Origin of the sequence: Tolypothrix sp. VBCCA 56010, from assembly GCF_050875635.1 — a bacterium.
In the GTDB taxonomy this organism is placed as follows: domain Bacteria; phylum Cyanobacteriota; class Cyanobacteriia; order Cyanobacteriales; family Nostocaceae; genus Hassallia.
This window is the reverse complement of the sequence record NZ_JBPAOH010000289.1, coordinates 1-4,347: the sequence shown is the minus strand read 5'-3', so window position 1 is coordinate 4,347 and position 4,347 is coordinate 1. Positions and strand designations below refer to the sequence as shown.

The following is a 4,347-nucleotide window of genomic DNA, read 5'->3' as shown; positions in this document are numbered from 1 at the left end:
ACATTATATCGTCGCGTGTAGGGGCACGGCAGTGCCGTGCCCCTACGGGTGTACCTCACGTAACCGAGAATTGCTATATCAGCTTTTAATATCTAAACAAATAACAATGAAAGGACTTTGGTTAGAAAACAACCAACTACAACTTCGGACAAATATCCCCATTCCTCAACCACCACCAGGAGAAGCGCTGGTGCGCGTTTTGCGTGCGGGTATCTGTAACACTGACTTAGAATTGCTCAGAGGTTATTATCCCTACACCGGCATTTTAGGACACGAATTTGTCGGTGTCGTCGCCCAAGGACCAGAAAACTTAGTTAACAAGCGGGTAGTCGGAGAAATTAACGCCGTCTGTGGAAAGTGTCGCTTTTGTCGCAGCGGACAACCGACGCACTGTGAAAACCGCACCGTCTTGGGTATTGTCAACCGCAACGGCGCTTTTGCTGATTATCTCTGTTTGCCGATAGAAAATCTACATCCCGTGCCCGATAACGTGCCTACAGAAGTAGCAACATTTACCGAACCGATAGCCGCAGCCTTGGAAATTCAGCAGCAGATACCGTTAAGTGTAAATCAGCGCGTGCTAGTAGTGGGAGATGGGAAATTAGGGCAACTTGTAGCGCAAACACTCGCTTTGACAGGCTGCGATTTGTTAGCTGTCGGGCGTCATCGTGATAAACTTGCTAATTTAGAAGCACGAGGTATAAAAACTGGCTTTGTAGAAGCTGTTACAGACAGAGCTTTTGATATTTCTGTAGAGTGTACCGGCAATCCCGAAGGATTTGCGATCGCTCGTCGTGCTTTACGTCCGCGTGGTACATTAATACTCAAAAGTACCTACGCAGGCAACCTCAGTTTTGATGTTTCCTCTTTAGTAGTAGACGAAATCACCCTCATCGGTTCGCGTTGTGGTCCATTTCCTGCCGCACTCGACTTGCTAGCAGCAGAAAAAGTAGACGTACAACCTTTAATTCACGCTACCTATCCCCTTTCTGACGCGCTTGCCGCTTTTGAACAAGCTCAACGTAAAGGTGTTATGAAAGTGTTGTTAGAAATTAGTTAGTGGATAGTTGTTAGTGGATAGTTGTTGGTGGATAGTTGTTGGTGGATAGTTGTTGGTGGATAGTTGTTGGTGGATAGTTGTTGGTGGATAGTTGTTGGTGGATAGTAGATAATGCCAATGAAAGGAACCGACACCCTAGAAGGGTGCGGCTACACGTACAAAGCCCACCTCCGTGGGCTTAGTTTGTATAGCCCCAGGCTTCCAGCCTGAGGGCTTTCTGACAACCAACAACCAACACCCAACACCCAACACCCAACAACTATCAACTAACAACTATCAACTAACAACTATCAACCAACACCCAACAACCCCTAATAAAGCATCGGATTGGTTTTGGCTTGATAATCAAGACAATTTATTGCATCTTCTGTATTCGCAGCGCTGGGATGTACAGTGCATTTGAGACGGTAATCGTCGGTAAAAAATTGGCAGCCACTACAAGGGATTTGATGCATTTGCTTGGCTACACTGACACTATCTCGCGTTGTCGCCCAAAGACTCCAAACTACAAGAATAATTAATGTCCAAGCAGTAACAAAACAAATCGGCACTACAAACGGTTGAATAGTATGAATTAGGAAATAAAGTAGTTTTAGCACGAGCAATTCCAATCTAAACCTATAAATTAAGAGTGAGAAGTTATGAAGTTATGTTACTTCTCGCTCCTCACTCTTATCTCCTACTTAGGAAGTATAAATCAAATCGCCGCATGAAGACCTAGTGCTATACCAGTTACAAGCATTCCCAAAACGAGAAACGGTTGAGCGCTTGCTTGGTATTTCACGTCATTGTTTACTGGGTCACGTAGGAAATACATATCCTGGAAGGTGATTTGCGGGATGATTAGCAGTACGAGAATTGCTGCGTATAAATTTTCATGGATGCTGACGAGATAAGCTGCAATCAATCCTTGAAATAAATCAATCATCACTACACAAATCAAAGCAGCATTGGTGATGCCAAACATTACAGGTAATGATTGTAATCCTAATTGGCGATCGCCTTCGACACTCTTAAAATCGTTGACAATGGCAATACCTAATCCAGCTAAACTGTAGAACATTGTCAGAATGACAATAGTTAAATTCAGGTCGCCAAACAAAGCATGACCCGTACACCAAGGAAAGGTAATATAACTTGCACCCAAAGCATAACTACCTAACCAGCCGTTTTGTTTCAGCTTTAAAGGTGGGGCAGAATAGATATAGCCGACAAAAGAACCGATAATCGCGATCGTTGTAATTGTCGGAAATGGATTGCCAGCCCACTTATCTAAAGTAAAAGCGATTCCTAACCCTGCAATAAGTAATACCCATATCTGCGTGATTACCTGGGGTAGAGAAATTGCGCCGGAAGGAATTGGACGGTAGGGTTCGTTGATGGCATCGATTTCGCGATCGTAATAATCGTTCATAATTTGTACGTAACCTGCCATCAAAGGTCCTGATAGCAACATACAAAGTCCTGCCTTCAAGACATTTTCCAGCGTCCAAGTATAGTTTCCACTTGAAGCCGCACCGCAAACTACACCCCAAATTAAGGGAATCCAGGTAATCGGCTTCATCAGTTGCAAGCGGATTTTCCATATCGAGGTTTCTCCTGCTGCTGCACCTTTCATGCCCAGGAGTTGCCTAGTTTTAGAACCGCTTTCAACAACAGCTTTAACTTCTTCGTCGGCATTAATTGCCTCAGCAGAATTAGAATTTGGGGTAATCGGAGTTGATTCAGACATAAAGCATATTGGTTAATTGGGCATTGGGCAATGGGCATTGGGCAATGGGCACGCTAGCATTGGGAATTGGGCAATTGTTTAATGGGCAATTGTTTAATTGTTTAATGGGCTAGGAATGAGAGATTTTTTCCATGCCCGATGCCCCATGCCCAATGCCCGATGCCCCATGCCCCATGCCCGATGCCCCATTCCCTAAAAAGAAATTATCAAATAATTATTCTGAAACTTTGCTCCAGCAACAGATTTGCCACTTAAAGCCGGAGGTAGAACAATATTGCGTCGTTGATCTCCGGCTTCTACAGTGACTTCCGGACCGAATTGAGTCAGCTTGACCTGTTTTTTATCGAATCCAGGCAAAAATAAGCGTACCTGACGACTTGGGACATCAATTTCAATTGGTTTGGGAGCCTGTACTGCTTGTGCTACAAAGTCGGGTAGGGCGTTTATCAGCGGTTGCCAATCGCCTGCTTTTAAGTCAGGAACAACACTAACTGGCAGGGGGGCAAATTCCGGCGACAAATTGGTGCCGATGTCGGAATTAACTAACAAAACACCGCCAACAGTTAAACCGACTTGTTGAGCGCTACCCCACAAATAACGGGCAGTGGCAACTTCTATCGGGTCTGGTGTAGTTACCAAAAAAGCCGCCATCCGCTTGGGGTCTGCAAGGGCAGCTTTACCCTTTTCCAGTAAATTATTTGCGGTGTTGGTGGGTTGAGCGAAATTATCTGCCGTCCAGTTGACGTTAAAAAAGGTACTAACTAGCGGTTGAATAAAAGGTGATTCAGAAATTGCCTTTCCTAAGTCGGAGTTGACAAATAATTGCCGAAATCGCCGCAGATACCAACTTAGAGACTCTGGCAAACCGAGCGATCGCAAAGTGGAAGAATCGCCTGTGCCATTGTATACTATGGCATCATATTTGCCGCTTTCATCGTACTGACGAATCGCATTCAATGCAAGGGCGCTGTCCATCCCTGGCAATACTGCCAGTTCTTGACCAAAAACCTCTTTGAGGATGGGTGTGCGAAGGTATTGCGCCTCAAGTTTTTTCACTTCTTCCCAACTGCGTTCTAGCAGTGCAGATGTTTGAAACTGCACGACTTGTAAATTGGGAGCGATTTCTTGGGGGTCTGCTGCTAAAGTCGTACCTAGGAGAATTGATAATTCTGGTTCTGCTAGTCCTGCTAGGAGTACCCGCTTTCCTTGGCTTGCTAATAACTTGGCGGCGGCGATCGCGCAAAAAGTACGAGCAGTGCCGCCTTTGCCCAAAAATGTCAATATCTGGGTCATTAGTTGATTCTCTTTTTACCGCCGTTTGTGTCAACTCCAACTTAGCACTCGGCAAATCATCCAACTTCTGCCTTGAAGTGCGATCGCAGAGGCTTCCGGACGAAGTTTCGAGCGGAAGAACTCTATCTTTAGACTTTCAGTTGCTGGAAGTTCTGTCTATTGGGTTGAGTCGATGGGGAGTATTATCTCCCGCACCTCTCATTTAGATCCGGACGTGCCCGTTTCCGTGCATCCGGCTCCCGATGTTCTTGTGACTTATGTC

At 45.2% G+C, this 4,347-nt stretch carries 4 protein-coding genes; 1 reads left to right on the top strand and 3 read right to left on the bottom strand.

The features are described 5' to 3' along the window. Nucleotides 1-106 precede the first annotated feature (106 nt). Complete coding sequence (locus AABK37_RS40620; RefSeq protein ID WP_432557050.1) at nt 107-1,060, top strand: MDR/zinc-dependent alcohol dehydrogenase-like family protein; 954 nt, start codon at nt 107-109, stop codon at nt 1,058-1,060. Between the two features lie 311 nt (nt 1,061-1,371). On the opposite strand, the gene AABK37_RS40615 is transcribed toward AABK37_RS40620, so the two are convergent. The 3 genes from AABK37_RS40615 to AABK37_RS40605 form a co-directional block, all read right to left on the bottom strand. Continuing rightward, on the bottom strand, nt 1,372-1,659 hold the full coding sequence (locus AABK37_RS40615; RefSeq protein ID WP_432557049.1) for a hypothetical protein: 288 nt from the start codon (nt 1,657-1,659) through the stop codon (nt 1,372-1,374). Between the two features lie 98 nt (nt 1,660-1,757). After that, nucleotides 1,758-2,792, bottom strand: a complete 1,035-nt coding sequence (gene chlG / locus AABK37_RS40610) for a chlorophyll synthase ChlG (RefSeq protein ID WP_432557048.1) — start codon at nt 2,790-2,792, stop codon at nt 1,758-1,760. Between the two features lie 192 nt (nt 2,793-2,984). Continuing rightward, entirely contained in the window at nt 2,985-4,085 is a 1,101-nt protein-coding gene (locus AABK37_RS40605; protein ID WP_432557047.1) for a Get3/ArsA fold putative tail anchor-mediating ATPase NosAFP, read from the bottom strand. Nucleotides 4,086-4,347 lie beyond the last annotated feature (262 nt).

Coding starts and splice junctions, on each gene's coding strand:
- AABK37_RS40620 (WP_432557050.1), top strand. CDS start 107: ATGAAAGGACTTTGGTTAGAAAACAACCAACTACAACTTCGGACAAAT.
- chlG (WP_432557048.1), bottom strand. CDS start 2,792: ATGTCTGAATCAACTCCGATTACCCCAAATTCTAATTCTGCTGAGGCA.
- AABK37_RS40605 (WP_432557047.1), bottom strand. CDS start 4,085: ATGACCCAGATATTGACATTTTTGGGCAAAGGCGGCACTGCTCGTACT.